This is a genomic window from Microlunatus speluncae, from assembly GCF_009299835.1.
Taxonomy (GTDB): Bacteria; Actinomycetota; Actinomycetes; order Propionibacteriales; family Propionibacteriaceae; genus Microlunatus; species Microlunatus speluncae.
The window spans coordinates 47,410-74,324 of the sequence record NZ_VKCZ01000013.1 but is presented as its reverse complement, the minus strand read 5'-3'; the positions used below and the strand labels follow the sequence as shown (position 1 = coordinate 74,324).

The following is a 26,915-nucleotide window of genomic DNA, read 5'->3' as shown; positions in this document are numbered from 1 at the left end:
GATCCCGTGCCGGACCCGCGGCGAGGCTCCGGCCCGGTGGACGATCCTGATCACGGTCAGGCGGTCTCGCGCGGCACCCGGCCGAACCGCAGCGCGGGTTCCGGGCGATGCACGCCGCGTGGCCGGTAGCCGAGGGCGTCGCTCATCCCGGAGAGGTCGGCCAGCAGCCAGATGATCGCCAGCCACATCTCCGTGCCCTGCAGGCCGGGCACCGCCTTCGGCAGCCCGGTGTTCTCCGGACGGGAGGCCAGGAAGCCGAATCCTTGATCATCGACCCAGTGGCCGATGGCGTCGCCGAGCAGGGTCCGGCCGACCGCGGCGACCTCGTCGTGGCGATAGTCGGTCTGCCGGGTCGCCAGCCACAGCGGATGAGCCACGTCGAGCACGTTGCAGGCGTTCTGCCGTTCCGGGGCGAACAGCGTGCGGTCGCGGACGTGCCGCAGCACCGTGTCGATCACCCGTTCCGGGTACGGCACCGGCAGCCCGAACTGCGCGAACGTGCCGCGCGAGGCGCGATAGAAGCCGTTCACCAGTTGGAGCAGCCCGGCGGTCTCCGGCCGGCCCCACATCCCGGTCGCCGGATCGGCGTTGCGCACCATCCAGCCGATCAAGGAATCGGTGAGCCCGGTCGCGGCCGGCCGCTCACTGTCCCAGAGCAGGGCGGTGCCGATCGCGTCGATCATGTGGCCGGAGCCCCACGGGTTGCCGGCCCAGTTCAGCCCGTCCAGCAGCTCACCCAACCGGTCGGTCGACAGCCCGGTCACCGCGGTGATCGGATGCGGGAGGCGGGCGCCCAGCAGGTCCAGCGCGTAGCCGACGCAGAGGATCTCGTAGCTGCCGCCGGCCAGCAGGTCACTCGGTGGCGGCAGCGGCTTCCCGTCGGCGTCCAGGTCCGGCACCAGGCCGGTCGCCGGATCCTGCAGCCCGGCCAGCGCGGCGATCGCCTCGTCTGCGGTCCACGGCGGCGGTGTGCTCCCGGTGAGCAGGGCGGCGATCTCGATCGCGTCGCACTGCGCCCGGACGTTGTAGCGGCCGGCCTGCGGATCGACGTAACAGCCGCGGCCGGGCGTGCCGGTGAGATCCGGGCCGTCGGCCTGCCAGTAGTGCTCCAGCACTGCCGGCGCCTGCTCCTTGGCCCGGGCGACGAACGCGGTCAGCGCGCCACCGAGCTCATCCTTGGGTGCCTGAGCCAAGGCCGGCACCCGCCACTTGATCACCCGCGCCGGATTGCCACCGACCACGGCCCCGGCCGGGACGTCCTTGGTCACCACGGCGCCGGCGGCGATCATGGCCCGGTCGCCCACCGTCACCCCGTCGACGATCACCACGTGCGAGCCGATCCAGACGTCGGTGCCGATGGTGATGCCCTGGGCCGTGGTCGGCTGCCGGAACACCCAGGTGTCCGGGTCGGTCATGGTGTGGTTGAAACCCAGGATGGACGTGTGCGCACCGATCCGGACCGCGTCGCCCATAGTGATCTTGCCCCGGACCACGGTGAACGCGTTCACGGTGCAGAACTCGCCCATGGTCACCTCGTGCGAGAGGTACGCGTGCGCGGCCACGTAGCAGCGCTTCCCCATGATCAACTTCTCGCACTGGATCGCGGCCAGCGGGCTGAGGAACACCTGCTCACCGAGCGTCCAGCCGGGATGCTGCTCGAGCAGGAGTTGCTGATGCTCCAACTGCAGCTTCTGCTCCGCGTCGGTCGCCCGGCCGTAGAAGCTCCAGGGCGAATAGTCGTGGGTGAGATCAGGGGTGGTCATGCTGCTCCTCCTGCGTCGGACGGACCGCCCGACGTCGGGTTTCCGTTCGGGACGGCCTCCTGCAGCGCGACCCGGATCCGGTCGCCGCGGGGAACGGCTGCGCCGACGACAGCGTGCGCGCCGTCGTCGATGACAGACATTGCCTCGATCGTAAGTAGCCGGACCCCGCTCGGGCAAGCCCTTTCCCGCCCGTCGGAACTCGGATCGTGGTCAGTTCGGCGCCGAGACGGGGCCGAACTGACCACGATGATCAGGAGTGGAGGTCGGCCCGCCAGGTGGCGCGGGTGCCGGTGTCGTCCTCGACCAGGAGGTGGGCGGTCGGGCCGACTCCGACGGCGTCGATCAACGTGCCGCCGGGTCCGGGGTGGGTTCGACCGGTGGCGACGTCGATGATCGTGATCTCGGGCTGCCGGGCCACGGCGATCTGCCAGCCCGCGTCGACCCGGAAGGCTCGGATCGTCACCGCTTTCTCGTCGGCGGCCAGACCGGTCGGCGGCATGGCGCGCCAGGTCGTCCCGTCGCCCGACCAGGCGGCGACCCGGCCGTCGACGACGCCGGCGATCAGACACTCCTCGGCACAGGCGACGTCGAGGGCGCTGCTGGCGGTCCCGTCGGTGGGCAGGTCGGTCCGGCGCCAGTCCCCGGTGCCTCCGTCCCGGCTCCAGGTCGCGGCCCGCGGCACCAGGCCGTTGGTCAGGCCGAGCGCGGTGCCGGCGATGATCACCCTGTTGTCGATCACCGCGGTCGCCTTCTCGCTGAGCAGCTCCCGGGCCGTGCTGGCCAGCGCCGAGCCGCGGGAGTCATGCCGGGTCCAGACGTCCTGGCGTTCGGTCCAGACAGTGATGTCGAGCCCGTGCGGCGAACCCCAGTTGCCGATGATCATCGGACCGTCCGGGCCGGCGACGATCGTGGTCAGGCTGCCCGCGCTCTGGCCGCCGAAGGTCCAGAAGATCTGCTCGTGCTCGGTCAGACCGTCCAGATTCCCGGACCACACGCTCCAGCGGACGTTGCCGTGCGCGCCGCCCCGGTCACCGCCGATGGCGTACGCCCGATCAGCGGTGACGGCGATCGAGGACAGCGCGGCGGTCCGGCCGTACGACGACTCCGGGACCAGCCGGACCTCCCGTACGGCTTCGGAATCGGAGATCAACAGCGTCGGCCGGTCCGGGTCGCTGGAGCGGCCGGCGATGATCAGCCGGCCCGACCCGGTGTCCAGCGTCTCGGCTCGGAACGTCACCGGCAGTTGCTCCAGCCGGGCCCACTCGACGGACGGCTCGGGCGGTGCCTGCTCGGCCCGGGTGCACGCCGGCAACGTGAGCGCGCCCAGGGCAAGGCCGACCAGCAGAGTGACCAGTCGTCGCCGCCACGGTGCCATGGGTCCAGTCTGGCCCACCCGGCCGGCGCACCCGTCGTCCCGGCCGGCCGGGGATGCAGCAAGATGGTGCGGGTTCCGAGAACGGCGGAGGAGAAGGACATGGAGATTCAGGATCCGGCGTCGAGCCGCCTGCTGGGCGGTGCGAGCGACGCCGTGGCCAGGCCGGACTACGACCGCACCGGGCTGACCGCGGGGATCGTGCACATCGGCGTCGGCGGCTTCCATCGGGCCCACCAGGCGCTGGTGATCGACCGGCTGCTGCGCCAGGGTCTGGGCCGCGAGTACGCGATCTGCGGGATCGGGTTGCTGCCGGGTGATCGCCGGATGCGGGATGTGCTGACCGAGCAGGGCGGCCTCTACACCCTGGTGGAGAAGCATCCGGACGGCCGTCGTGACGCCCGGGTGATCGGTTCGATCATCGACTACCTGTACGCGCCGGACGATCCCGAGGCGGTGATCGAGCGGCTGGCCCACCCGGACACCAAGATCATCTCGCTGACCGTCACCGAGGGCGGCTACAACATCTCCCCGGTCACCGGCGAATTCGAGCTTGCCACGCCGGCCGTCGCCGCCGACCTGGCCGACGGCGCCGTGCCGCAGACCACCTTCGGCCTGATCACCGAGGCGCTGCGCCGGCGCCGGGACCGCGGCACCGGCCCGTTGACGATCATGTCCTGCGACAACATCCAGGGCAACGGGCACGTCGCCCAGAGCGCCTACACCGCCTTCGCCCAGGCCTTGGACCTCGACCTGGCCGACTGGATCGCCGCCGAGATCACGTTCCCGAATTCGATGGTCGACCGGATCACCCCGGTCACCACCGACACCGACCGGGCCGAGATCACCGAGCAGTTCGGCGTCGACGACGGCTGGCCCGTGGTCGCCGAGCCCTTCTTCCAATGGGTGTTGGAGGACGCCTTCGCCGCCGGCCGGCCCCCTTATGATCAGGCCGGCGTGCAGCTGGTCGACGACGTCGAGCCGTACGAGCTGATGAAGCTGCGGCTGCTCAACGCCAGCCACCAGGGCATCGCCTACTTCGGCCACCTCGCCGGCTACACCTACGCCCACGAGGCCGCCCAGGACCCGGTCGTCGCCACCTTCCTGCTCAACTACATGAACACCGAGGCAATCCCCACCCTGCGCCCGGTCCCCGGCATCGATCTCGACGACTACACGGCGACCTTGATCGAGCGCTTCTCCAACGCCGAGGTCAAAGACACCATCGCCCGCCTCGCCGCCGAGTCCTCCGACCGGATCCCGAAATGGTTGGTCCCCGTGATCAACGCCAACCTGGCATCGGGTGGACCGGTCCGCCTGTCGGCCGCGATCGTGGCCAGCTGGGCCCGCTATGCCGAGGGGGTCGACGAGAAGGGCCAACCCATCACCGTCGTCGACCGTCTTGCTGACGAACTTACCGCGCGAGCCCTGACCCAACGCGACGACCGCACTGCCTTCATCGCTGATCGTGATCTTTTCGGGGATATCGTTGATCATGATCGCTTTGTTCAGGCCTACTCTTGGGCCTTGGATTCCTTGATCAACGATGGGGCTCATCGGACCTTGGAACTCTTGATCGAATCCTGATCCTTACTGTCATGCCCGCGGTGGGGTCTGGGGGATAGGTGCGTGGGCAACCATCCGCCCGCGGGTGATCATGGTGCCGCTGCCGCGGTCTGAGCGTCCGCGTGCTCCCGCCAGGCCCGTCCACGCCCACGCACCTATCCCCCAGACCCCACCGCTCCCTTTGGGAGCGTCCACACTTTTTACCGCCTCAGCCGAGCGGAACCCCGATCTCGCCGACTGCCAAACCGAGCGTATAGCTGATCACGAGGGCTAGTTCGTTCCCTGAGCTTGTCGAAGGGCAGGTCCGAGCATCGAGCCATTGGGTGATCCGGTCTGCCCTTCGACAGGCGCGGGGAACGAACGAACCCTCGTGATCGATGGGTACTTGCCCTGAGGGTTTGTTCCGTTCCCTGAGCCTGTCGAAGGGCAGGTCGGACTATCGAGAGCGATCTGAAGTGGATCTGGTCGGCCCTTCGACAAGCTCAGGGAACGAACACCCCTCGTTACCAGCCATACGCTCGGTTTGGCAGTCGTAGGTATCAGGGTTCCGCTCGGCTGAGGCGGAAAAATACTGCTCGCCGCTCCAAGGGAGCGGGGAGTGCTGGGGGTCTGTGCGCGGGCGTGGACGGGCCTGGCGGGAGCCCGCGAACGCAGTATCGCGGCAGCGGCACCCATGACTTGCTCGCGGGCGGATGGTTGCCCGCGCACAGACCCCCAGCACTCCCCGCGGGATTCCCTTGCCTCCGTCGCCAGCCACATCGCACCATGCGAGTCAGTGCCAGGAACTAGGCTCACCGGGGTGAGCGGGGCGAACGGGTGGTCAGCGGCGCTGGCCAATGAGGCGATCATCATGATGGCCGGTCATGAGACGTACGCCCGCGGCCTGGTGTATGCCCGGCGGGGGAACGTGTCGGGGGTCGAGTTCGATGCGGCGACCAAGACCCTGACGGCTTCGGTGCTGGGGAGTGGCGGGAACACGTACCGGACCGTCGTGGGGTTGAACGACGCGGATCCGCGGCGGGGGTCGATCCCGTTCGGGCGGTGCGGCTGCCCGGTGGCGCGGAACTGCAAGCATGCGGTGGCGGTGCTGATCACGGCGCGCGGGCTGGAGGGGCTGGTGCGCAGCCTGGACCGGCCGGAGTGGGAGCAGATCCTGACCCGGTTGAGCACGGCGCCGGACCCGACGCCGGCCGATGTCGGGACGGCGCTCGGGCTGGAGTTCGAGGTGCACGTCAAGACGTCGTACCGCGGCCAGGGCAGCGTCACCGGGATGGCCGAGACGCCGAGTCTGCGGGCCCGGCCGGTCCGCCGGAACAAGTCCGGCGGCTGGGTCCGCGGCGGCATCTCCTGGGACGAGCTCGACGCCCGGCATCTCGGCTATCCGCAGCAGCAGCAGGATCTGTTGCTGCAGATCCGGTTCGCCTGCGGCCCGATGGCCCGCTACGTGTACGGGCGGTCGCCATGGATCTCCTTCGACGCGGTCGCGCCGCGGATCTGGTCGCTGCTCGAGGCGGCGCCCCCGGCCGGGCTGGAGTTGATCAGTCAGGGCGGCCGGACCGCCGTGGGGCTGCCCGATGATCATGCTTCGGCTCGGCTGGACGCTCGACGACTGCTCGACGGCTCGATCCTGCTCAGCCCGGTGATCATGGTCGGCGAGGTGGCCCTCGGGTCGGATCGGGTCGGCCTGCTCGGCGAGCCGGCGCACGGCATGTTCGCTCCCTCGGCCGGCTTGGGACGAAACTCCGACCCGATGATCACCCTACTTCGGCTGGCCCAGCCGTTACCGCGCGAGTTGCGGCAGTTGATCATGGAACGCCGGTCGGTCGACATCCCGGCCGCCGACGCGGATCGGTTCACCGATGAGTTCTATCCGCAGGTGCGGCGCAAGGCCGAGATCGTCTCCACTGACGGCACGGTGACGCTGCCCGAGGTGGCGCCGCCGACCCCGGTGCTGGTGGTCCGCTATCAGCCGGCGCACCGGCTGGAGCTGCGCTGGCGCTGGCAGTACGAGGTGGCCGGCGCGACCCACCGATTCGATCTCGACGAGCCGGTCCGGCAGCCGACGGTGCGCGACCCGGCGGCCGAGACCCGGATCGCCGCCGCGCTGCCGCTGCCGTACGACCGGATGCCCGAGCTGGCCGCGAGCCGGCGGGCCGGGTCCGGGCCGGCACCGCGGGCGGAGCTGTCCGGCATGGCGGCCGCGGTGTTCTCGTCCGAGGTGATCACCGAGCTGGAGCAGGCCGGCGTGACGGTGATCATCGAGGGCGAGCGACTCGACTACCGGCTGTCCGAAGCGCAGCCCGAGGTGCGGGTCGAGACCACCGCCGAGTCGTCGGACTGGTTCGATCTCAAGATCGACGTGTCGATCGACGGCGAGCAGGTGCCGTTCGAGGCGCTGTTTGCGGCGCTGGCCCGGGGCGATGAGTTCCTGATCTTGGAGACCGGCGTCTATCTGGAGATCGACCGGCCCGAGTTCGCCCGGCTGGCGGAGTTGATCGAGGAGGCCCGGACGATCACCGACAGCGACGACGAGCCGGGCACGATCCGGGTCAGCCGGCTCGCCGTCAGTGTCTGGGAGGAGTTGGTCGGGCTCGGCGTCGTGCTCGACCAGTCCGATCGTTGGGCCACCGCCGTCCGCGGCCTGACCACGCTGGCCGAGGGCGACAGCGAGCCGCCGGCCGGGCTGCACGCCACCATGCGGCCGTACCAGCTCGACGGCTATCGCTGGCTGACCACCCTCTGGCGCAACTCGCTCGGCGGCATCCTCGCCGACGACATGGGCCTGGGCAAGACGATGCAGGCCCTCGCGCTGGTCTGCCGGGTCGCCCAACTGGCCGAAGAAGCACAGACGATCGACGACGCGCCACCGTTCCTGGTCGTGGCCCCGACCAGCGTGGTCGGCAACTGGGCCCGCGAAGCCGCGACGTTCGCACCGGGGCTGCGCGTCGTCACCGTGGACAAGACCGAGGGCAAGAGCCGGGTGCCGCTGGCCGAGACGATCGCCGGCGCCGATCTGGTGATCACCAGTTACACCTTGCTCCGGATCGACGCGGAGTCCTACGCCGCCGCCGAGTGGGGCGGGATGATCTTGGACGAGGCTCAGTTCGTCAAGAACCACCGGGCGCGGACCTACGCGGCGGCGCGCCGCGTGCGTTGCGACGTCAAGCTGGCGATCACCGGCACCCCGCTGGAGAACAGCCTGATGGACCTGTGGTCGTTGTTCTCGATCGTCGCGCCCGGGATGTTCCCGCATCCGGACCGGTTCGCCGAGTACTACCGCCGGCCGATCGAACGCGGCGAGGACCCGGAGCGGTTGAGCCGGTTGCGCCGCCGGATCCGGCCGCTGATGCTGCGCCGGACCAAGGAATCGGTCGCGCTCGACCTGCCGCCGAAGATCGAGCAGGTGCTCGACGTCGTGCTGGATCCGAAGCAGCTGCGGATCTACCAGACCCATCTGCAGCGGGAACGACAGAAGGTGCTGGGCCTGGTCGACGACCTCGACGCCAACCGGTTCACGATCTTGAGCTCGATCACCAAGCTGCGCCAGCTCAGCCTCGACCCGAGCCTGGTCGACCCCGAATATGCCGGCGTCGGCTCGAGCAAGATCGAACTGCTGACCGAGCAGCTGTCCGAGGTGATCGCCGAGGGGCATCGGGCGCTGGTGTTCAGCCAGTTCACCGGCTTCCTCGGGCTGATCAAGGAACGATTGGACACCGAGGGCCTGGCGTACGGCTATCTCGACGGCAGCACCCGGAACCGGTCCAAGGTGATCGACAGCTTCACCTCGGGTGAGGTGCCGATCTTCCTGATCAGCCTGAAGGCCGGCGGCTTCGGGCTCAACCTGACCCAGGCCGACTACGTCTTCGTCCTCGACCCGTGGTGGAATCCAGCCACCGAATCGCAGGCGGTCGACCGGGCGCACCGGATCGGCCAGACCCGCAACGTGATGGTCTACCGGATGGTCGCGCGGGACACCATCGAGGAGAAGGTGATGGCGCTCAAGGCGCGCAAGGCCGAGCTGTTCGACAGCGTCCTCGGCGACGACTCGATGTCCTCGGCCGGCCTCACCGCCGACGACATCCGCGACCTCTTCGCCGCCTGAACGCCACCCACCACGCCGACTTGTCAGAACTGAGTTGTGCCCCGGCACAACTCAGTTCTGACAAGTCGGCGGATGGGGTGTGGATAGCTCCGGGTAGCGTCAGCCGGGTGCCCGAACTGCATCAGTTGACCGCTCACGAACTGGCGGCCGCAATCCGCACCGGTACGGTCTCGCCGACCGAGGTCGTCGATCACACGCTGGAACGGGCCGAGCGGCTCGGCCCGCGGGTCGGGGCCTTCGTGGCGCTGACGCCCGAGCTGGCTCGCGGCCAGGCGAAGGAGGCCGAAGAACGGCTGGCGGCCGGCGACGAAGTGCCGCCGCTGCTCGGCGTGCCGTGCCCGATCAAGGACCTCAACCAGGTGGCCGGGGTGCCGATCCGGCGGGGCAGTGCGGCGCTGGCCGGGGCGCCGGCGCCGGTCGACGACGGCATCGTCACCCTGTTCCGGCGGGCCGGGACGATCATGATCGGCAAGACCACCACGCCGGAGTTCGGGCTGCCGCCCTACACCGAGCCGGAGGTCGCCCCGCCGGCCCGGACGCCGTGGGACCTGGGTCGCTCGGCCGGCGGTTCCAGCGGCGGGGCCGCGGCGGCGGTGGCGGCCGGGATCGTGCCGATCGCGCACGCCAGCGACGGCGGCGGGTCGATCCGGATCCCGGCCAGTTGCTGTGGGCTGGTCGGGCTGAAGCCGTCCCGTGGTCGGGTGAGCCCCGGTCCGTACGGGGCCGAGACGGCCGGGCTGTCGACCGGCGGTGTGGTCACCCGTGACGTCCGGGACACCGCCCTGGCGCTCGACCAGATCGCCCGGCCCTGGCCCGGCGACAGCTTCGTCACGCCGCCGCCGGAGGACGGCTTCCTGGCCGCCTGTGATCATGATCCCGGCCGGCTGCGGATCGGCGTGATCACCGAGCCGTTCTACGGCACGCCCGGCGCGGTCGACCCGGTCTGTTTGGATGCCGCCGACCAGACCGCCCGGCTGCTGGCCGAGCTCGGGCACCGGGTCGAGCCGGCCCCCGCGCCGCTGACCCCGGACTCCCAGATCCGTGCCCTGCAAGCGTTCGAGGCGCTGTGGTCGGTCGGCGCACTCGGGGCGCCGGTGCCGGACGACGCCGAGGACCGGCTCACCCCGTTGACCCGCCATCTCCGCCGGATCGGCCGCGAGGTCAGCGGCCTGCGCTTCGCCCAGGCGATCCAGACCGCGCAGTTGATCACCCGCGAGGTGGCCGACCGGTGGCGCGACTACGACCTGATCCTGACCCCGACCCTGGCCCAGCCGCCGATGCCGATCGGCGGACTGCGGAATGATCATGATCCCGAGGCCGAGTTCGCCGCCCAGTACGCGTACACGCCGTGGACCAATCTGGCCAACGTGACCGGCCGCCCGTCGATCAGCCTGCCGCTGCACCGGGCGAAGATCGGCGTGACCCTGCCGATCGGCGTGATGCTGACCGGCCGGTACGCCGCCGACACCATGATCATCTCCGTCGCCGCCCAACTCGAGCGGGCCCGCCCCTGGCGGGAGCAGCCCGTCCCCGCCCTCAGCTGACTCGTCAGAGGCTCTGCCGAACCGCTTCGGCCAGGCTGGAGGCCCGCGGCTCGCCGATCCGGAACGACCAGCGGTTGGGCACGTAGCCGAAGCCGATCCCGGCGTCCGGGTCCCCGAAGGCGATCGAGCCGCCCGAACCCGGATGACCGAAGGCCTTCGGCCCGGTCAGCGGCATCGGTGGGCAGGACCGCCAGAACCCCAGCGACATATAGAACGAGCGGTTGGCGGGAAGATCAAGATCGGCCGGCAGCCCGTGCATCCGGGTCCGGTCGGTGTGCACCTCGATGGCCCGCTCAACGGTGGCCGGCTCGAGCAGCCGGATGCCGTCGACCTCGCTCACCGTCGCGCCGTACATCCGGGCCAGCGACCGCGCGTCGGAATGCATGTTGGCCGCCGGAAACTCCGCCGCCCGGTATTCCCGGGTGCTGAAGACCGACGGGTCGGCCCAGGCGCCGCCGAGCACGCCGGCCTTGGCCTGCACCGAATCCTCGCCCCAGACCGCCTGGATCCACCGGGTGACCGTGTCGGCATCCAGCCCCATGGTCGCGATCATCCCTTCGGTCATCTCCTCCAGGGTGAACGGCTTGGCGTACTCGGTCGTGGCCAGCTTCGGCTCCTCCGCCTCGGGTAGACCGATCCAGGCGTTCAGGCCGAGCGGCCCGGCGACCTCGTCGGCGAAGAACGTGCCGAGCGACTTGCCGGTGATCCGGCGGACCACCTCGCCGACCAGATAGCCGAAGGTGACGCTGTGGTAGACGTGCTCGGTGCCCGGCTGCCACAGCGGCCGCTGCGCCTCGAGCGCGGTGATCACCGGATCCCAGGCGCAGGACTCGGCGAAGGTCAGCGGCCCGTCGACCACCGGCAACCCGGCCTGGTGCGACAGCAGCCACCGCACCGGGATCTCCTCCTTGCCGGCGGCCCCGAACTCCGGCCAGTAGTTGATCACCGGCGCGTCCAGGTCGAGCTCGCCGCGCTGGGCCAGCAGGTGGGCGCAGATCGCGGTCGCGCCCTTGGTCGTGGAGGCGACCAGCGCGATGGTGTCGCGCTGCCACGGTCGCTGCGCCGCACTGTCGGCGAGGCCACCCCAGAGATCGACGACGGGCCGGCCGTCGGCGTAGACGGCACAGGCCGCGCCGGCCTCACCCGGATCGCCGTCGAAGTTGGCCCGGAAGGCGTCGGCGACCTTGCCCCAGCCTTCCTCGACGTGGCCCTGCACCGCTGCTCCGCTGGTTGTGCTCATGATCGTGTACGTCCTCTTCGTCGGGTCGGAATCCTTGGTGAGAACCAGCTTCGGCGCCGAGCCTGACATCGCCCTGTCACGTTCCTGACACGCGCTACCTTGGCCGGGTGACCGAGGAGACGAAGCAGGATCCGAGCGACCGCGCCGCCAACTAGTTCGACACCTGGTATGCCGACATGGCCGAGACGACCGACGTGGATCGCGCCCACTGGCGCCACCTCGGACTGCCGCCGGAGCTGTTGTCGTCCAGCCTGCTCAGCTGGGCCGGGCTGGCCGAGGTGGTCGACGAACTCGCCCTGCGGCCGGGTGACGTGCTCGCCGATCTGGCCTGCGGCCGCGGTGGGTACGGCCTCGAGATCGCCCGCCGGACCGAGGCCCGGCTGATCGGCGTCGACTTCTCCGCCGAGGCGATCCGGCAGGCCCGGGCGCACGCCGATGATCTTGGTCGCACCGCGGAGTTCCGGGTCGGCGACCTGGCCGCGACCGGGCTGGAGTCGCAGTCGATCACCGCCGCGGTCTGCGTCGACGCGATCCAGTTCGCCGAACCGCCGGCCGCGGCCTACGCCGAGCTGGCCCGGATCCTCGTGCCCGGTGGCCGGGCCGTGCTCACCTGCTGGGAGCCGACCGACCACGCTCCCGACCTGCCGGAGCGGCTGGCCGACGTCGACCTGCGGGCCGGCCTGGCGGCCGCCGGCTTCGTCGACATCGAGGTGGTCGACCGCCCGGAGTGGCGGCAGACCGAGCGCGCCCTGTGGGACGAGGCCGCCGCCCTCGACCCCGGCGACGACCCGGCCCTCCAGTCCTTCCACGACGAAGGCGTCCGCGTCCTCCAGATCTGGGACCAGGTCCGCCGAGTCCGCGCCACCGCCACCACCCGCGCGCCCTCCTAACCCCGCCGACCCGTCACATCCGCGGCCGATTCTGCGGCGTGTCGCAGCGGATGTGACGGCTCGACGAAGTTTTAGGTGGGGTTTCGAGCGGTCGGTGGGGACGCGAGTGGCACTGGTCAGCAGCCGAGGGTGGGCTCGATCAGCCGCCGTGCCTCGTGCAACCGCAGCCGCAGGGTCTCTGCCGTCATGACGTCGGCGGCGCCGGAGATGGCAAGGGCCAGCGGGTGGCCTTCGTAGGGCTTGAGCCGGATCGCGGCGGTGATGTGGCCGAGGGCTGCCCAGTCGTCCAGGACCAGGGTGTCGTGGCGGTAGTGCCGACGGGCCGTCGTCAGCACGGCTTCCTCGGTCGGCGGGACCTTGCCGGTCGGTTGGGGCCAGCCGAACTTGGCCCGCGATCCGGTCAGGAGCTCGGTGGCCACGGCGGTCGGCAGTTTCAGGCAGAACAGCAGGCCGGGCGATGACAGGTGCAGCGGATAGTCCTGACCGGTGAAGGACACGGTCTCCACACCGCGGGCGGCGCGGTCGAAGTACAGCAGCCGGTCCCGCCAGAGCATGCACAGCGAGACGGTCAGCCCGGAGCAGAGCTGCGCGGACCGTTCCATCGCGAGCCGGGGCCGGTCCAGCAGCGCGAAGTGGCGGGATGCCTCGACCCCGAGTGCCAGCAGCCCGAAGTCCGGCGCGAACTCGCGGTAGCTGATCTTGCGGACATACCCCACCGCGATCAGGTCGGCCAGGATCCGGGAGGCGGTGGTCTGGTGCATGCCGACCCGGCCGGCCACCTCGGTGGCGGTGAGCGGGCCCGGCGCGCGGACCAGCAGATCGAGCACCGCCAGCCCCCGGCCGAGGGATTGGGTGCGCGGCGTATCCGGGTCGGTGGCCATGATCGTCAACCTCCGGTGACTATGCGCAGTGTGCAGCTTGGGTCGCGAGAACCTGCAGAGCGCGCATCGGCCGTTGCCGCGCGATCGACGACCTCGCCAGACTCGTCGGATGCCGGTTGCCACAGCCGGCGCAGCAGCGAAGGAGTGAGGCCATGTCCAGCCAACCGTTCTCGATCAGCGGTGTCGTTCCCAGCCTGGCCGTCAAGGCCGACCACGCACCGCGCCGCACCGAGACCGGCATCGGCGCCCTGATGCCGTGGGCCGACCGGCTCTGGTTCGTCAGCTACGTCGCGCACAAGGCGCCGTCGGGTGGTGGCACCGGGCTCTTCTCCGTCGACGACGACTTCACCCTGACCAAGCATCCCGAGAGTGTGGTCGGGACGTACGCGAACCGGATGGTGCACGGCGAATCCGATCAGCTCTTCATCGGCCCGCACGTGATCGACACCGAGGGCCACGTCCGGACCATCCCGGAGCTGGTGGACATCAGGATCACCGCGACCTGCCGGCACCTCACCGAACCGGCCGACAAGGTCTATGTGCTGGGGATGGAGGGTGAATTCTTCGAGGTCGACGTCCGCACTCTGGAGGTCAAGCACCTGGCCGACCTGCTGCTCGAGCTGGACGTCAAGGGCTATCCGCACTTCAAGGACGCTTTCACTCGGCACGGCCGGGTCGTGGTGGTCAACAATTCCTACTACGACAAGGACTTCCCGACCGGCGAGAGCGAGGGCCGGCTGGCCGAGTGGGACGGCAGCAGTTGGACGGTGCTGGCCAGGACGCAGTTCAACACCCTGGGCAGCGCCAACGGGATCGGCGATGCTCTGTTCGCGGTCGGTCAGGACCGGGCGTCGGCGTTGCTGCACGTCTACCTGCCCGCCACCGGGTGGCAGGTGTACCGGCTGCCGAAGGCGACGCACACCCAAGATCACGCCTTCACCACCGAGTGGCCGCGGATCCGCGAGGTGGAGTCGGAGCGGCTGTTGCTCGATGCCAGCGGCATGTTCTACGAGCTGCCGGCGATGACGTACGACAACGCCGTCTGGGGTCTGCGGCCGATCTCGTCCCACCTGCGCATCGTCGGTGATTTCTGTTCCTGGAACGGATTGCTGGTGCTGGCCGGTGATCAGACCACGCCGATCAACGACTCCAATCCGGTCGCCGGGCAGCCGCAGGCCGGCCTGTGGTTCGGCAAGACCGATGATCTTTGGGCCTGGGGCCGGCCGCAGGGTTGGGGCGGCCCCTGGTGGGACACCGACGTCGTGGCGGGGGAGCCGTCGGATCCGTACCTGATGACCGGGTTCGACGCGAAGTGCCTGCACGTCGTCCATGACGGTGACACGGCGCTGGACGTCGACCTCGAGATCGACTTCATGGGGAACGGTCGCTGGGTGAGGTATCACACGCTTTCCCTTGCTGCCAACGGATATGAGTGCTTCACCTTCCCGGCCGGTTTCAGCGCCCACTGGATCCGGCTGGTGCCCTCGGAACACTGCCGCGCCTCCGCGCAGTTCGTCTACACCTGATCGACTACGGAGATCTGGTCGGCGGTCCGGCGTAGTTGATCAACCAGTCCGGGGATCTCGTCGTCGGTCAGCGTGCCGGACAGGCCGATCGCGGCGACCGGCGGATCCCCGACGGTGACGGCGACCGTCCGGACCAGCGGCGTGCCGTAGCCGAGGGTCAGGCCGTAGCCGCGGCGGCGGGCCCGGCGGACCTGAGCCAGCAGGCCGTTCCGGCCGTCCAGGTCCGGGGTGTCGCCGTTGAGTTCGGCGTCGGCGGCGTTCTCGTACAGGGCTCGCACCTCGGCTTCGGAGTGATCGGCCAGGAGGGCCAGGCCCAGCCCGGACTCCGAAGCCGGGAACGCGGCCTCGGAGCCGAAGATCTCGGCGGCGGTGCGGCGCTGATCGGCGAAGTAGAGATAGCACACCCGGGTCCGCCAGAGCACACCGAAGGCGACCATGTGGCCGAGCGGCAGCAGGCTGTTCAGTGGACCGACGGCCCGCCGCAACAGGCCCGAACCGTGCAGGCTCTGCGCCGCCAGGACGTGGATCCCGGGGCCGGGCAGGTATTTGCGGGAGTCGTCCTGCTGGGCCATGCCCACGTACGCCAGCGTCTTGAGCAGCCGGTTCACCCGGGTGGGCTCGAGGCCGAGCATGCGGCCCAACTCGCGCGACCCGAGTGGGGTGTCGTGGGCGGCGAGGACCTGCAGGCAGGCGAGTCCGTCGATCAGGGACTGATTCGGTTGCGCGGGACGCATGTTGCTATGTTAGCATCAGCAAGTGGTGCTATAGATGCATCACTCACCAACGGAGGTGATCTTCATGGCGGTGACCGTCGAACGGACGACGGCCGAGCCGAAACCCGCGGTGCGCCGGCGGCGCACCGCGCTGCCGACCCGGCTGCGCAACGACGCACCGCTGTTGATCATGGCGTTGCCGGTCGTGCTGTTGCTGCTGGTGTTCACCTACATCCCGTTGATCGGGAACCTGGTCGCCTTCATGGATTACGTGCCGTATCTGCCGTTGTCGGAGAGCAGCTGGATCGGGCTGGAGAACTTCACCGTGCTGGTGGAGGACTCCGCGTTCTGGACCGCGTTCGCCAACACGCTGCAGATCACCGCCCTGCAGACCGTGCTGTCCTTTCCGCTGCCGATCCTGCTCGCCGTCCTGCTGCACAGCCTGATCTCGCCGCTGCTCCGCGGGGCGGTGCAGTCGATCATCTATCTGCCGCACTTCCTCTCCTGGGTGATCGTGGTGGCGATGTTCGAGCAGGTCCTCGGCGGCACCGGAGCGGTGGCCGATGTGGCCCGCACCCTGGGCGGCGGGCCGGTCGACCTGATGACGGAGCCGTCCACCTTCAAGCTGCTGCTGGTCTCGCAGCAGGTCTGGAAGGACGCCGGCTGGGGGACGATCATCTTCCTGGCCGCGCTGGCCACCATCGACGCCAGCCTCTACGAATCCGCCGCGATCGACGGCGCCGGCGCCGGCCGCCGCTTCTGGCACATCACGCTGCCCGGCATCCGGCCGATCATCGTGCTGTTGATGATCTTGCATCTCGGCACGTCACTGAGTGTCGGCTTCGAGCAGATCCTGCTGCAGCGCGATGCGGTCGGCGCCGACGCGGCCGAGGTGCTGGACACCTATGTCTACTTCCGCGGGGTGGTCGACGGCGACTGGAGCATCGGGGTCGCCGCCGGCCTGGTCAAGGGTCTGGTCGGGTTCCTGTTGATCTTGGCCGCCAACAAGGTGGCGCACGTGCTGGGCGAGGAAGGGGTCTACTCCCGTGGCTGACCAGGTGATCGACAGGCCGGCCCGGCGGGCCAGCACCGGACACTCGGCCAAGGTGGCGGTGCAGCGACCGGTCTGGATGGGCCGGCCCAGCGCGATCGTCGTCCTGCTCAAGGGTCTGGCGCTGCTGGCCGTGGTGGCGATCGTCGTCTTCCCGTTCATGATCGTCATCTCCACCAGCCTCGCCTCGGAGGAGGCGATCAATGCCGCCGGCGGCTATCTGATCATTCCTCAGGATCCGAGCCTGGAGGCGTACCGGACCATCCTGGCGGGCGGCGTCGTGTCCCGGGCGATCGTGGTCAGCCTGGGGATCACCGTGGTCGGCACCGCCGTGTCGCTGATCAGCACTGTGCTGGCGGCCTACGCCCTGAGCCGGCGTGGTGCACTGCTGCAGAAGCCGTTGCTGACCCTGGTGCTGCTGACCTTCCTCTTCACGCCCGGCATCATTCCGGTCTACCTGATGGTGAAGCAGCTCGGCCTGCTGGACAGCTACTGGTCGCTGATCCTGCCGGGCGCGGTGAGCGCGTTCAACCTGGTGATCGTCCGCGGCTTCTTCATCGGCATCCCGGCGGAGCTGATGGACAGCGCCCGGATCGACGGGGCCGGCGAGTTCCGGGTGCTCTGGCAGATCGTCATCCCGTTGTCCAAGGCGGTGATCGCGGTGGTCGGCATGTTCTACGCCGTCGGCTACTGGAACTCCTTCTTCAACGCCCTGCTCTACCTCAACGACTCGTCCAAATGGCCCTTGCAGTTGGTGCTGCGCACGTACGTGCTGCAGGGCACGCCGATGGGCAAGCAGGCCTCCGAGGTCGGCGCGCTGCCGCCCACGCAGGCGCTCCAGATGGCGATCGTCGTGCTCGCGATCCTGCCGATCGCCTGCATCTATCCCTTCCTGCAACGTCATTTCCGAAGCGGCGTCCTCACCGGTGCCGTGAAGGGTTGACCCAACACCGACAGGAGTCGATCATGACTCAAGATCATCAGTCCGTCGCCCTCACCCGCCGCTCGCTGATCGGCCTCGCCGGCGGGCTCGGTCTCGCCGCGATGACCGGCTGCGGTCCGTCCGGGTCGAGCACTCCGGCGCAGCGCAACGCCGCCGACGGGGTGCCGCTGCCGACCCACGTACCGTTCACCGGCGGTAAACCGGACCTGCCCGGTGATCTTGCCGCCGGCATCAACGACGGCTACTTCGCCTATCCACGGCCCGAGCAGCAGACCCGGACCGTCAATCGGGAGGTCGGCAGCGGCGGCACGACCAGCAACCTGGTGGTGACCTTCAGCCCGCCGCCGGCCGCGGTCGGCCAGAACGCCTACTGGCAGGCGATCAACGCCGCGCTGAACACGAAGCTCACCTCCACCCTGGTGCCGACCGACTTCGCCACCAAGCTGGCCGCCGTGCTGACCGGTGATCAGATCCCCGACATCGTCACCATGTATCCGAGTGAGGCCTGGGGGCTGAAACGTTGGGAGTCGGTCGCGGAGGCGAAGTTCGCGGACCTGAGCCCGCATATGTCGGGCGATGCCGTCAAGGAGTATCCGAACCTGGCCCGGCTGCCGCAGGAGTCCTGGCTGCCGACGATCGTCGGCGGAAAGATCTTCGCCACCCCGACGCTGCGGATCCGGACCGGCAGCGCGGTGTTCACCCGGTCGGACAAGATCGAACAACTGGGGGCCGACCCGAATCCGGCCAGCCGGGACGAGTTCGACGAGATGTGCGCGGCGGTCACCAGTGCCAAGGACAAGCGCTTCGCCCTCGGCGACGCCGGTGACTGGCTCAGCACCCTGTTCCATCCGATGTTCGGCGTGCCCAACGGCTGGCGGGCCGAGCCGGCCGGCGGGCTGACGTACCAGATCGAGACCGAGGAATGGCAGGCGGCGATCGGCTACACCGCCGACACCTGGCGCAAGGGCTACTGGCATCCGAGCAGTGCCGGCGCGACCCAGTTCGACATGGAGCCGCTGTTCTCCAACGGCACGATCCTGGTCCGGGCGGACAACTTCGTCCGTTACACCGTGCGCGGCAAGCTGACCTTCACCGTCGACCTGCTCCGGCCGTTCCTGGCCGAGGGCGGGCCGGCCGCCCAGCACATCACCGCCGCCACCGACTTCCTCACCTTCATCAAGAAGGCCGACGAGGCCAAGATCACCGAGTGCCTGCGCATCCTCGACTTCCTCTCCGCGCCGTTCAGCAGCCAGGAGAACTTCCTGCGCACGTACGGCGTCGAGGGCGCCGATCACACCATCGACGGCGAGCGCCCGGTGCTCACCGAGCGAGGCGAGGCGGAGACCACCAGCCTGTCGCTGCGGTTCGTCGCCGGCGGTCCGGACGTGCTGTTCGCGTCCAACGGCGACCAGACCATGGTCAGGAAGATGCACGACTACCAGAAGGCAGTCTCCGATCACCGGCTCGACAACCCGGTCGCCGGTGTCTACGCCGAATCGGCCGCCAAGATGGCCAGCGTCGAGCAGAAGATCACCGACACCGTCAACGATGTCGTCGTCGGCCGGAAGAACGTCAGCGAACTCGCCGGGCTCGCCGACACCTGGCGCAAGGGCGGCGGCGACAAGCTCCGCGACGAGTATCAGGCAGCCCTGGCAGTGCGGTGACCGGCCGGTTGATCACCGCGACCGCGCCGGGTCAGGTGCGTCCGTTGGCGCGGAGCACAGAGACTGCTCGTACGGTCTCGTAGCCGGACCACTCGAGCTCGGCCGCGGGGGAGTAGCTGGCGAAGTCGACCCGCCAGCCGCCGTCCTCGTGCTGTGCCGCCGCCAGCCGATCAAGATCGGCGTTGATCACGGCGTCGGAGAAGAGCCGTCGCGCCGGCCGCCCGGGCAGTGGGGCGAAGATCAGCGGCCGGATGGCCTCGTCCGGCGAGCCGCCGGCGACCGGCACCACACCGTCCTCCGGAAGGTAGCGGCCGAGCCGCTCCAACAGGGCCGCCGCCTCGGCCGGCCGGCTGTCGCTCAGCGCATCCAGGAACTGGATCGTGAACGCCAGCGCGATCGCGTGCGGGGCGGCGTCCAGCTTCTCGATCTCACCCAGGCAGTACGCGATCGCCCGCTCGATCCAGGCATGATCGGCGACGGCGCGATCATGGACCGCGACCCGCAGTGCCACCCCGACGACGAAAGCCGTGCTGTGCAAGGTGGATTCGGTCGGGTCGGCCTCGACCCAGAACGGCGCGGATCCACGGCCGTCGGCGACCGGGAGGGCGAACGGCAGCCCGCCGTCCGGCAGAGTGACCGACTCCAGCCAGTCGCACAGCTGCGCCGACCGCGGCGTCGTCACCGCCCCGAGTTCGGCCAGCACCTCGAAGGCGTGCAGGGCGCCGCCGGGCTGGCTCTCCGGAGCCCGCAGGTCCGGCTCGAGCCCCCAGCCGTAGCCGCCGTCGGGGTTGCGGTAGCCGTCGAGCGCGGCGAGCACGGCATCCGTCGACCCCCGGCCGAGCAGCAGCTCGAACCGCCGCCGGTCCAGTAGCCGGCCGTGCCGGGTGAGAAAGGATTCGGCCTCGAACAGATCGATGGACATGACTCCAGCCTGGCGCGCCGGAGCCGCCCTGTCATGAACAGATCGGTCAGGAACGGCTCGACTCAGGTCCGGCCGGCCTGGGTGTCGGCCACCGAACGCCGGGCCAGCGGCGGGGTCAGCCGCTCGGCGATCTTGGTCAGGCTGTCGGTCAGCGGCCCCAGGTCCTCCGCGCCCAGGGCGTCGAAGATCAACCGCCGGACCTGCCGCACGTGCCCCGGTGCCGCGTCCTCGATCTTGGTCAGCCCGGCGTCGGTCAGGCTGGCCAGGGTGCCGCGGCCGTCCACCTCGGACGGCGATCGGCGGACCCAGCCGCGCCCCTCGAGCCGCTTGACCACATGCGACATCCGGGACGGGGAGGAGTTGGTCCGGGCGGCGAGCTCGCCCATGGTCAGCGTCCGGTCCCGGCTCTCCGACAGCATCGCCAGCACGTAGTAGTCGATCATCCGCAGCCCGGATTCCTTGCTCAGCAGGGAATCAAGGGTGCCCTCGAGCCTCATCGAGATGTTCATCAGCGCGATCCAGCAATCCTGCTCGCACTCGTCCAGCCACGGCACCGACCCCATGCACCGTGACGATACCCCGAGCGCTACCGCAACGTGCGGTGAACAGCCGCGAGCTCGAGGTAGTGCTTGGCGTTGCCGATCACCTTCTCCACCTCGGCGTCGGTCAGCTCTCGCCGCACCTTGCCGGGCACGCCGGCGACCAGCGAACGCGGTGGGACGATCGTGCCCTCCAGCACCACGGCCCCGGCCGCGACCAGCGAATGCCGGCCGATCACCGCGCCGTTCAGCACGGTCGCGTTCATGCCGATCAAGGTCTCGTCCTCGAGGGTGCAGCCGTGCACCACGGCGGCGTGGCCGACGCTGACTCCGGCACCGATGATCGCCGGGAAGCCGGTGTCGGTGTGCACCACGACGTTGTCCTGCAGATTGCTGCCCGCCCCGAGCCTGATCGCGGCCATGTCGCCGCGCAGCACCGCACCGTAGAACACGCTGGCCTCGGCCTCCAGCGTCACCTCGCCGACCACCGTCGCGTTGGGTGCGACCCAGGCATCGGGATCGAGCTGCGGGGACTTGTCGCCGTAGGCGAGGATCAGCGGACCGGACATGGTGCCCAGGTTAGTGCCGGTCCGGGGACGCTCTCACGCCCCCGGCCCGGACACACCCTCCCTAGACCTGGATCACCGGGGCGATCGTCTTGGTCTTCGCCCCCTCGTACGCGGCGAGGATGATGCCGAGGGCCTCGATCCCCTCCTTCTCGGTGTGCAGCGGCCGGGTCTTGTTGATCAAGGAATCGGCGAAGTGGCCGATCTCGGCGGTGAAGGTGTCGACCTCCTCGAACTCCTCGGTCTTCGACTCGCCGGAGCGCAGCGTGTACGACAGCTCCGACTTGGTCCCGTACAGGGAGCCGAGCTCGCCGACCACCGAGAACCGCTCGGTGACCGACGCCGGGGTGTACGCCCAGCTGGTCACCAGCTGGCCGACGACGCCGTTGTCGAACCTGATCAACACCTGCGCGGAGTCCTCGCCCTCGGCGAAGGTCAGTCGGTGCGTCGACAGCATCGCGGTCGCCTCGACCGGGACGCCGCCGGCCAGGTGCAGCATCAGGTAGGTCGGGTGGTAGCCGGTGTCGATCAGCTCGCCGCCGCCGCTGGTCTTGCTGCTGGCCCGCCAGCCCATGTTGGCCGGGTCGAAGTTGTTGTAGAAGCTGTCGGTGGTCCGGACCTCGTACACCTTGCCGAGGGCGCCGGACTCGATCAGCTCCTTCGCCTTCGCCACGGCGGGCATGAAGAGCTGGTTGTGACCGCTCATCAAGGTGACCCCGGCGGAGGAGACCGCGTCCAGCACCTGACGCGCCTCGTCGGCGTTCAGGCAGAGCGGCTTCTCACACAGGATGTGCTTGCCGGCTCCGGCCGCGGTGAGGATCGCGTCGGCGTGCAGATGGTGCGGCAGGCAGATGTCCACCGCGTCGATGTCGGCCGAGTTGATCATGTCGTGGTAGTCGGCGAACGATTCGGCGCCGAGCTCCTCGGCCCGCTTGGCCAGGGTCTCCGGCACGGCGTCGGCGACCGCCGTGATCTTGATCTTGTCGCTGTGGGTGGCATAGCCGCGGATGTGAGCGGAGGCGATGCCGCCGGCCCCGATCAGGCCGACCTTGATCGTGCTCATGTGATGAACGCTCCTCGGTGAGATCAGTGAGAGTAGGAAACGGAGTTGCCGCTCGCGGCCGCCTCGTTGGCGGCGACGACCAACCGGGTCAGCTCGACGGCCCGGGCCAGGTTGTCGTCGGCCCGCGTCCCGTTGCGGATGTGGTCGACCCACTGGCCGTAGGCGTCCTGGCTGTGCTCGGGCACCTCGTGGCTGGTCCAGTCCCGGCCGGCGGAGACCCGGACGACGTTCTCGGCGTCGTTGTAGATCAGCGCGCCCTCGGTGCCGAACAGCTCGATGCTGAACGGGGTCCGGCTGGCGAAGCCGGCCTCGATCACACCGATCCGCTGGTTCGGATAGCCGACGGTGACCACGGCATGATCATCGACCGGCCGCTTGGTGATCGACCGGTAGGTGGCGCTGACCGTGTCCGGATCGTCGCCGAGGAACAGCTGGGTCAGGTAGACCGGGTGGCAACCGAGGTCGGTCAGCGCGCCGCCGATCGCCGTCGCCGGATCGTAGAACCGCTCCGGCAGCCAGTTGGCGACGGCCCCGTCGTGGGACAGCCGGACCCGGCCGTAGGTCAGCTCGCCCAACGCGCCGGTGGCGAGGATCTCACTGATCTTCGCGGTGTAGCCGTGGTAGAGCCGGGGCAGCGAGACGATCAACTTCACGTTGTTCTCGTCGGCGGCCGCGATGATCTCCTCCGCCTCGGCCACGGTCGGCGCGAGCAACTTCTCGGTGAAGATGTGCTTGCCCGCCCGCGCCGCGGCGACCATCACGTCGCGATGCCGGGTGGTCTCGGTGGTGACGGTGACGGCGTCGATGTCGTCCCTGGCCAGGAGTGCGTCAAGATCATCAGTGAACTCGACGCCGAAGTCCTTCGCGCCGGCCGAGCCGCGCTCGGTGTCGTCGTCGTACACGGCGACGAGTTCGGTGTCAGGATGATTCTGGGTGGAGCGGGAGTAGTCGCCGGCGTGCACGTGCCAGAAGCTCAGCACGGCGACTCTGAGGGGGTTGGCCACGATCGGTTGACCTCGTCTCTGTCGGTCTTGTCAGAACATAGTGTCGACAAACTCCAAGTGTTGGAGTAATTTCACCGTAACGGTCGCTGCTGCGGAACGCACGCCCGTGATCAGGTAGTGGACGCTCTGCGGTCACAGCCGCCTCTGGAGAGGAATTCGATGTCGAATCGGACGGATGTCGTGACGCCCACGGTCGCGCCCGGAACCGGGCCGGGTGACTCGGCGGCCGGTTCGGTCGCCCCCCGGTCACGAAGATCGTGGAGCGCCCGGGACAAGCGCAACCTCCGGCTCGGGCTGACGTTCATCGCCCCCTGGTTGATCGGCGTGACCGTCTTCGTGGCCTATCCGCTGATCTATTCGATCATCATCAGCATGACCCGCTACTCGGGCATGCTGGCGCCGCTCTTCGTCGGGTTCGGCAACTATGTGACGATCTTCACGGATCCGTTGATCAGGACCGCCTCGTTCAACACCCTCTTCTACGCCGGCCTGGCGGTGCCGATCGGACTGGTGGTCGCGATCTTGCTGGCACTGGCGATGAACCGCAACGTGCGCGAGGTCGCGGTCTATCGCACCGCGCTCTACATCCCTTCCCTGGTCCCGGCGTTCGCGCTGAGCTTCATCTTCGTGGTCTTCGTCAACCCGCAGTTCGGCCTGTTCAGCCTGCTCAACAACGCGTTGGGCCGGGAGAGCGTCAACCTGCTGGGCGAGCCGATCTCGGCCAAGGTCGTGATCGTGTTGATGTTGCAATTGGGGGCCGGCAACGCGGCGCTGATCTTCCTGGCCGGGCTGAACAACATCCCGAAGACGTTGTACGAGGCGGCCCGGGTCGACGGGGCCGGGCCCTTCCGGCAGTTCTGGTCGATCACCCTGCCGCTGCTCAGCCCGGCGATCTTGTTCAACCTGATCACCGGCATCTCGGGCGCGCTGCAGGTGTTCACCGAGGCCTACGTCCTGACCAACGGCACCGGCGCGCCCGACAACGGAACCCTGTTCTACATGATGTACCTGTACCAGAACGCCTTCCGCTACGCCTCGCTCGGTTACGCCTCGGCGATGGCCGTGGTGCTGTTCCTGGTCGGGATGCTGCTGGCCGGTCTCGTGTACTGGCTGTCTCGACGATTCGTCAACTACGACACGGCTTCGGGCTGAGAGGAGAGCAGAGATGACGCTGACGACTCAGACCGGTCCCGCGTACGACGAGGGCCGGGAGATCAAGCAGGGCAAGGAACAGACCGGGCTGGCCAAGGACGGCAGCCGGCAACGCTGGTACAGCTCGGTGGTCGCGCGGGTGTTGATGATCGCGATGAGCTGCCTGTTCCTGTTGCCGCTCTACTGGATGATCATCTCGGCGCTGAAGGGCGAGGCCGAACTGGCCCAGTATCCGCCGACGTTCTTCCCGACCGAGCTGCGCTGGGAGAACTTCGTCGACGCGGTGAACGCGATGCCGTTCGCCCGGTTCTTCGTCAACACGGCGGCGATCACGGTGATGTCCGTGGTGTTCTCCGTGGTGTCCAGCTTCATCGTCGCGTACGGCTTCGGCTGCCTGGAGTGGCGCGGCCGGGACAAGGTCTTCTACATCGTGATCGCGACGATGTTCCTGCCGTTCCCGGTGACACTGATCCCGATGTTCGACCTGTACGCCAACCTGGGCTGGGTCAACACCTGGGCGCCGCTGGTGGTGCCGCATCTCTTCGCCGGCGCCTTCTACACGTTCCTGTTGCGGCAGTTCCTGCTGCAGATCCCGCGGGACATGCTGAACGCGGCCCGGGTGGACGGTGCGGGGGAGTGGAAGATCGCGTGGCGGCTCGTCTTCCCGAACGCGCTGCCGGCCCTCACCGCGGTCGCGATCTTCGCCGCCGTCGGCGCCTGGAACGACTTCATGGGGCCGTTGATCTATCTGCAGGACGAGAACGTGCAGACCCTGTCGATCGGCATGCAGAGCTTCCGCCAGACGGAGTCCGAAGACATCCAGTTCAACCAGCTGATGGCCGCCTCGTTCCTGGTGATCGTGCCGCTGGTGATCTTGTTCTTCGTCTTCCAGCGCTACTTCATCCGCGGCATCTCGCTCGGAGGGTTCAAGTGATCGCGACGGCGAACAGACGGATCAGCACCCACGGATCAGGAGGTAGGCGATGAAGCGGCGAGGATTCCTGACCGGGGCGGCCGCGGCCGGTCTGGCCGTGGCCGGCGGCAGCACGCTGTCGGGCTGCACCCGACCGGAACGGGGCGAGAACGAGCTCGTCGTCTGGGGGGTCGGCGGCAGCACCCGCGAGTACGAGGCCGAGGTCGTCGCGGCGTTCCAGAAGGAACACCCGGAGATCAAGATCACGGTGAACAACGTGCCCTCGACCGGCACCGGCGACGCCACCCAGGTGATCACCGCGGTCCGGGCCGGGACCGCCCCCGACCTGTGGTGGATGGACCGCTTCAGCGGCGCGCAGTATGCCGCGCTCGGCCTGCTCGAGCCGATCGACGACCTGATCGAACGCTACGAGGACAGCGACATCCGCGAACAGTACCTGCCGTTCGCGATGAACGAGCTGCGGCTGAACGGCCAGACGTTCGGCCTGCCGACGTCGACCGACACCCGGGTGCTGTACTTCAACAAGAAGGTGCTGCGCGACAACGGGATCGACCTGGACGAGCTGGATCCGGCCAACGGCGCGCCGACGGTGGCCCGGCTGGACGAGCTGAGCGACCAGTTGATCAAGACCGACAACCGGGGCAACTACACCCAGCTCGGGCTGATCCCGTGGGCGGACCAGGGCTCCGGCTACCTGTACGCGCTGGGCAACGGGGCCAGCTTCTTCGACGACGCGACCTGCGGCGTCGACCTGACCGCCAAGCCGACGCTGGACGCGTACGTCTATCTGAACGACTGGACCCGGGAGAAGGACTACAACCGGGTCGACGCGTTCAAGGCCACCTACGAGCCGCCGAACCATCCGCCGGCCCAGACCTCGTTCCTGGGTGGGCAGCAGGGGTTCGTGATCCAGACCAACAACTACCGGACCTCGGTGGAGAAGTACGCGCCGGACCTGGAGCTGGGTTACACCAACCTGCCGGTGTTCGACCCGGCCGACCCGATCTACACCTGGTCCGGCGGATTCTCGCTGGTGATGCCGAAGGGATCGTCGAAATCCAAGGCAGCCTGGGAGTTCATGAAGTTCTACGCCGGCCGGCAGGGCCAGTCGATCATGATCCCGCAGACCGGCGAACTGCCGACCTATCGCGATCTGCTCGGTGATCAGGCCTTCGCCGACGCCTCGTTCTTCATCGATCAGCTGGCCTACTCGACCTCGCGGCCGCCGTTCCCGGTGAGCCAGGTCTGGTGGGAGGCGATGTTTGCCGCCCAGGAGAGCATCAAGCTCGGCTCGGCCTCGCCGGTCGAGGCGCTGCAGGTGGCGCAGGCCCGGGTGGCGCCGCAGATGGATCTCTACTGCCCGTTCCGGATGCCGGAGGGCTTCGGCAAGACCGGCATCTGATCGGCAGGGAATAGTTCGCGGCGCCGCGGCGTCCTACTCTGCTGTGCCCCGTGCTCGGCCGGACGGCCCAGCGGGTTC

Annotated in this window: 22 protein-coding genes; 11 read left to right on the top strand and 11 right to left on the bottom strand. The window is 69.0% G+C overall.

Annotation, left to right across the window (positions count from 1 at the left end):
• Positions 1–56 precede the first annotated feature (56 nt).
• From FNH24_RS32460 to FNH24_RS16555, 3 genes are all read right to left on the bottom strand, one after another.
• Positions 57–1,763, bottom strand: a complete 1,707-nt coding sequence (locus tag FNH24_RS32460) for an acyltransferase (RefSeq protein ID WP_152363321.1) — start codon at positions 1,761–1,763, stop codon at positions 57–59.
• On the bottom strand, positions 1,760–1,903 hold the full coding sequence (locus FNH24_RS31490; RefSeq protein WP_161606162.1) for a hypothetical protein: 144 nt from the start codon (positions 1,901–1,903) through the stop codon (positions 1,760–1,762). The genes FNH24_RS32460 and FNH24_RS31490 overlap by 4 nt, the downstream gene beginning before the upstream one ends.
• Before the next feature lie 110 nt (positions 1,904–2,013).
• Positions 2,014–3,138, bottom strand: a complete 1,125-nt coding sequence (locus tag FNH24_RS16555; RefSeq protein ID WP_152363320.1) for a hypothetical protein — start codon at positions 3,136–3,138, stop codon at positions 2,014–2,016.
• A 99-nt stretch (positions 3,139–3,237) separates the two neighbouring features.
• Between FNH24_RS16555 and FNH24_RS16550 the strand changes: the two genes are divergently transcribed.
• From FNH24_RS16550 to FNH24_RS16540, 3 genes are all read left to right on the top strand, one after another.
• The gene (locus FNH24_RS16550; RefSeq protein WP_152363319.1) at positions 3,238–4,722 is read left to right on the top strand and encodes a mannitol dehydrogenase family protein; all 1,485 of its coding nucleotides are present in this window, start codon (positions 3,238–3,240) and stop codon (positions 4,720–4,722) included.
• Between the two features lie 778 nt (positions 4,723–5,500).
• Entirely contained in the window at positions 5,501–8,803 is a 3,303-nt protein-coding gene (locus FNH24_RS16545; RefSeq protein ID WP_217428273.1) for a DEAD/DEAH box helicase, read from the top strand.
• 116 nt (positions 8,804–8,919) lie between these two features.
• Positions 8,920–10,347, top strand: a complete 1,428-nt coding sequence (locus tag FNH24_RS16540; RefSeq protein ID WP_425486899.1) for an amidase — start codon at positions 8,920–8,922, stop codon at positions 10,345–10,347.
• Positions 10,348–10,351: 4 nt separating this feature from the next.
• Here the strand turns inward: FNH24_RS16540 and FNH24_RS16535 are convergent, their stop codons facing one another.
• The gene (locus tag FNH24_RS16535; RefSeq protein WP_152363317.1) at positions 10,352–11,587 is read right to left on the bottom strand and encodes a serine hydrolase domain-containing protein; all 1,236 of its coding nucleotides are present in this window, start codon (positions 11,585–11,587) and stop codon (positions 10,352–10,354) included.
• A 176-nt stretch (positions 11,588–11,763) separates the two neighbouring features.
• Here FNH24_RS16535 and FNH24_RS16530 point away from each other — a divergent pair, with 176 nt between their 5' ends.
• Complete coding sequence (locus tag FNH24_RS16530; RefSeq protein ID WP_152363316.1) at positions 11,764–12,477, top strand: class I SAM-dependent methyltransferase; 714 nt, start codon at positions 11,764–11,766, stop codon at positions 12,475–12,477.
• Between the two features lie 116 nt (positions 12,478–12,593).
• On the opposite strand, the gene FNH24_RS16525 is transcribed toward FNH24_RS16530, so the two are convergent.
• Positions 12,594–13,358 carry an IclR family transcriptional regulator gene (locus FNH24_RS16525; protein ID WP_152363315.1) on the bottom strand — a complete coding sequence of 255 codons (765 nt, stop codon included), beginning with the start codon at positions 13,356–13,358 and terminating at the stop codon, positions 12,594–12,596.
• Between the two features lie 152 nt (positions 13,359–13,510).
• Here FNH24_RS16525 and FNH24_RS16520 point away from each other — a divergent pair, with 152 nt between their 5' ends.
• Entirely contained in the window at positions 13,511–14,884 is a 1,374-nt protein-coding gene (locus FNH24_RS16520; RefSeq protein WP_152363314.1) for a hypothetical protein, read from the top strand.
• Here FNH24_RS16520 and FNH24_RS16515 read toward each other — a convergent pair.
• Positions 14,875–15,618, bottom strand: a complete 744-nt coding sequence (locus tag FNH24_RS16515) for an IclR family transcriptional regulator (protein ID WP_152363313.1) — start codon at positions 15,616–15,618, stop codon at positions 14,875–14,877. The genes FNH24_RS16520 and FNH24_RS16515 overlap by 10 nt on opposite strands.
• A 34-nt stretch (positions 15,619–15,652) precedes the next feature.
• Between FNH24_RS16515 and FNH24_RS16510 the strand changes: the two genes are divergently transcribed.
• From FNH24_RS16510 to FNH24_RS16500, 3 genes are read left to right on the top strand one after another with little or no spacing between them, the layout of a single operon-like run.
• Entirely contained in the window at positions 15,653–16,651 is a 999-nt protein-coding gene (locus FNH24_RS16510; protein WP_246186933.1) for an ABC transporter permease, read from the top strand.
• Positions 16,644–17,591 (top strand): carbohydrate ABC transporter permease, encoded by a 948-nt coding sequence (locus FNH24_RS16505; protein ID WP_246186932.1) that lies wholly within the window; start codon positions 16,644–16,646, stop codon positions 17,589–17,591. Before FNH24_RS16510 ends, FNH24_RS16505 begins: the two co-directional genes overlap by 8 nt.
• 23 nt (positions 17,592–17,614) lie before the next feature.
• Positions 17,615–19,255 carry a type 2 periplasmic-binding domain-containing protein gene (locus FNH24_RS16500; RefSeq protein WP_152363311.1) on the top strand — a complete coding sequence of 547 codons (1,641 nt, stop codon included), beginning with the start codon at positions 17,615–17,617 and terminating at the stop codon, positions 19,253–19,255.
• Between the two features lie 31 nt (positions 19,256–19,286).
• On the opposite strand, the gene FNH24_RS16495 is transcribed toward FNH24_RS16500, so the two are convergent.
• The 5 genes from FNH24_RS16495 to FNH24_RS16475 form a co-directional block, all read right to left on the bottom strand.
• Positions 19,287–20,177, bottom strand: a complete 891-nt coding sequence (locus FNH24_RS16495) for a prenyltransferase/squalene oxidase repeat-containing protein (RefSeq protein WP_152363310.1) — start codon at positions 20,175–20,177, stop codon at positions 19,287–19,289.
• Between the two features lie 62 nt (positions 20,178–20,239).
• Positions 20,240–20,740 (bottom strand): MarR family winged helix-turn-helix transcriptional regulator, encoded by a 501-nt coding sequence (locus FNH24_RS16490; RefSeq protein ID WP_152363309.1) that lies wholly within the window; start codon positions 20,738–20,740, stop codon positions 20,240–20,242.
• A 23-nt stretch (positions 20,741–20,763) separates the two neighbouring features.
• Positions 20,764–21,285 carry a gamma carbonic anhydrase family protein gene (locus FNH24_RS16485; RefSeq protein WP_152363308.1) on the bottom strand — a complete coding sequence of 174 codons (522 nt, stop codon included), beginning with the start codon at positions 21,283–21,285 and terminating at the stop codon, positions 20,764–20,766.
• Positions 21,286–21,346: 61 nt separating this feature from the next.
• The gene (locus tag FNH24_RS16480; RefSeq protein WP_152363307.1) at positions 21,347–22,345 is read right to left on the bottom strand and encodes a Gfo/Idh/MocA family protein; all 999 of its coding nucleotides are present in this window, start codon (positions 22,343–22,345) and stop codon (positions 21,347–21,349) included.
• A 23-nt stretch (positions 22,346–22,368) separates the two neighbouring features.
• Entirely contained in the window at positions 22,369–23,349 is a 981-nt protein-coding gene (locus FNH24_RS16475) for a Gfo/Idh/MocA family protein (RefSeq protein ID WP_152363306.1), read from the bottom strand.
• A gap of 159 nt (positions 23,350–23,508) precedes the next feature.
• Between FNH24_RS16475 and FNH24_RS16470 the strand changes: the two genes are divergently transcribed.
• The 3 genes from FNH24_RS16470 to FNH24_RS16460 are packed head-to-tail and all read left to right on the top strand — an operon-like array spanning position 23,509 to position 26,837.
• Positions 23,509–24,501 (top strand): carbohydrate ABC transporter permease, encoded by a 993-nt coding sequence (locus tag FNH24_RS16470; protein ID WP_152363305.1) that lies wholly within the window; start codon positions 23,509–23,511, stop codon positions 24,499–24,501.
• 13 nt (positions 24,502–24,514) lie between these two features.
• A complete protein-coding gene (locus FNH24_RS16465) occupies positions 24,515–25,435 on the top strand; it encodes a carbohydrate ABC transporter permease (protein ID WP_152363304.1) in 921 nt (306 codons plus the stop codon).
• 49 nt (positions 25,436–25,484) lie between these two features.
• Positions 25,485–26,837 (top strand): ABC transporter substrate-binding protein, encoded by a 1,353-nt coding sequence (locus FNH24_RS16460; RefSeq protein WP_152363303.1) that lies wholly within the window; start codon positions 25,485–25,487, stop codon positions 26,835–26,837.
• Positions 26,838–26,915: the final 78 nt, after the last annotated feature.

Bases quoted from the DNA above. Each gene is read 5' to 3' on its own strand.
- FNH24_RS16480 (WP_152363307.1), bottom strand. From the start codon at position 22,345: ATGAGCACGATCAAGGTCGGCCTGATCGGGGCCGGCGGCATCGCCTCC.
- FNH24_RS16460 (WP_152363303.1), top strand. From the start codon at position 25,485: ATGAAGCGGCGAGGATTCCTGACCGGGGCGGCCGCGGCCGGTCTGGCC.
- FNH24_RS16465 (WP_152363304.1), top strand. From the start codon at position 24,515: ATGACGCTGACGACTCAGACCGGTCCCGCGTACGACGAGGGCCGGGAG.
- FNH24_RS16555 (WP_152363320.1), bottom strand. From the start codon at position 3,138: ATGGCACCGTGGCGGCGACGACTGGTCACTCTGCTGGTCGGCCTTGCC.
- FNH24_RS16490 (WP_152363309.1), bottom strand. From the start codon at position 20,740: ATGGGGTCGGTGCCGTGGCTGGACGAGTGCGAGCAGGATTGCTGGATC.
- FNH24_RS32460 (WP_152363321.1), bottom strand. From the start codon at position 1,763: ATGACCACCCCTGATCTCACCCACGACTATTCGCCCTGGAGCTTCTAC.
- FNH24_RS16470 (WP_152363305.1), top strand. From the start codon at position 23,509: ATGTCGAATCGGACGGATGTCGTGACGCCCACGGTCGCGCCCGGAACC.
- FNH24_RS16495 (WP_152363310.1), bottom strand. From the start codon at position 20,177: ATGTCCATCGATCTGTTCGAGGCCGAATCCTTTCTCACCCGGCACGGC.
- FNH24_RS16515 (WP_152363313.1), bottom strand. From the start codon at position 15,618: ATGCGTCCCGCGCAACCGAATCAGTCCCTGATCGACGGACTCGCCTGC.
- FNH24_RS16535 (WP_152363317.1), bottom strand. From the start codon at position 11,587: ATGAGCACAACCAGCGGAGCAGCGGTGCAGGGCCACGTCGAGGAAGGC.
- FNH24_RS16525 (WP_152363315.1), bottom strand. From the start codon at position 13,358: ATGGCCACCGACCCGGATACGCCGCGCACCCAATCCCTCGGCCGGGGG.
- FNH24_RS16510 (WP_246186933.1), top strand. From the start codon at position 15,653: ATGCATCACTCACCAACGGAGGTGATCTTCATGGCGGTGACCGTCGAA.
- FNH24_RS16485 (WP_152363308.1), bottom strand. From the start codon at position 21,285: ATGTCCGGTCCGCTGATCCTCGCCTACGGCGACAAGTCCCCGCAGCTC.
- FNH24_RS16520 (WP_152363314.1), top strand. From the start codon at position 13,511: ATGTCCAGCCAACCGTTCTCGATCAGCGGTGTCGTTCCCAGCCTGGCC.
- FNH24_RS16550 (WP_152363319.1), top strand. From the start codon at position 3,238: ATGGAGATTCAGGATCCGGCGTCGAGCCGCCTGCTGGGCGGTGCGAGC.
- FNH24_RS31490 (WP_161606162.1), bottom strand. From the start codon at position 1,903: ATGTCTGTCATCGACGACGGCGCGCACGCTGTCGTCGGCGCAGCCGTT.
- FNH24_RS16500 (WP_152363311.1), top strand. From the start codon at position 17,615: ATGACTCAAGATCATCAGTCCGTCGCCCTCACCCGCCGCTCGCTGATC.
- FNH24_RS16530 (WP_152363316.1), top strand. From the start codon at position 11,764: ATGGCCGAGACGACCGACGTGGATCGCGCCCACTGGCGCCACCTCGGA.